This is a genomic window from Streptomyces sp. NPDC048650, assembly GCF_043199095.1.
In the GTDB taxonomy this organism is placed as follows: Bacteria; Actinomycetota; Actinomycetes; order Streptomycetales; family Streptomycetaceae; genus Streptomyces.
In genome coordinates this window covers 1-1,127 of sequence record NZ_JBICVM010000044.1, presented here as the reverse complement: position 1 = coordinate 1,127, position 1,127 = coordinate 1, and the positions used below count along the sequence as shown (strand labels likewise).

Annotated in this window: 1 protein-coding gene; it reads left to right on the top strand. The window is 67.6% G+C overall.

Going from position 1 to position 1,127, the window contains the following annotated elements:
- Window positions 1–57: 57 nt before the first annotated feature.
- The coding region (locus ACGFML_RS38130) for a polyketide synthase dehydratase domain-containing protein (protein ID WP_393550554.1) at window positions 58–1,127 on the top strand (1,070 nt) is incomplete at its 3' end.

The window sequence follows — 1,127 nt, the reverse complement described above, 5'->3', positions numbered from 1 at the left end:
CGGCAGACGGTGGACTTTCATGGGGCGACTCGGGCTCTGCTTGCGGACGGGTTTGATGTGTTCGTTGAGTCGAGTGCGCATCCGGTGTTGACGGCCTCGGTGGAGGAGAGTGTCGAGGAAGCGGGCGCTGATGCGGTGGTGCTGGGCACGCTTCGCCGCGGTGAGGAGGAGCAGCGGCGTTTCATGCTCGCTCTGGGGGAGGCGTTCGTAGCGGGGTTGGCGGTGCAGTGGCCCGTCTCTGGGCAGAGGCCGGACTTCTTGGAACTGCCGACGTATGCCTTTCAGCGTGAGCGGTATTGGTTGGAGCCGGTGCGGGTCGGTGTCGGTGATGCGGCCGGGTTGGGTCTGGAGGGGCTTGGGCATGGGCTGTTGGGTGCTTTGGTGCCGGTGCCGGATTCCGATGGGCTGGTGTTGACGGGGTCGGTGTCGCTGCGGTCGCAGCCCTGGCTTGCCGAGCATGCCGTGTTCGGTACGGTCCTCCTTCCCGGCACGGCCTTCGTCGAGATGGCCCTGCGTGCCGGAGCCGAGGTCGGTGCTGGTGCCGTGGAGGAGCTGGTGCTGGAAGCGCCGCTGCTGCTGGCGGAAGAGGAGGACGTCCGCCTGCACGTGAGCGTGGCAGGCGCGGACGAGCGTGGGCGTCGTGCGGTGATCGTCCGCTCCTGTTCCGACGAGGAGTGGAGCGTCCACGCGCGCGGAGTCGTGGCACCCCCCGTCGAAAAAGACGAGTCGGCTGCCCCGGCGGACGTCTGGCCGCCGTTGGGGGCGGAGAGGGTGGATGTGTCGGCGTTGTATGACGAGTTCGGTGCTGCTGGTTATGACTATGGGCCCTTGTTCCAGGGGGTTCGGGCGGTGTGGCGTCGGTCGGGGGAGGTCTTCGCGGAGGTTGAACTGCCGCACGGCGGTGGTGGTGGTGAGGGGTTCCTGGTGCATCCGGCGTTGTTGGATGCTGTGTTGCACTCGCTGGTGCTGGTCGATCCCGATGTGGAGGGGGTCGGCGAGCCGCGGTTGCCGTTCTCGTGGACGGGTGTGTCTCTGGCGTCCGGCGGTGGCGCCTCTGGGTCCTCGGTATCTGATGGTGTTTCGGCGTTGCGGGTGCGGTTGGTCGGGGTGGGTGAGGACGCGGTGTC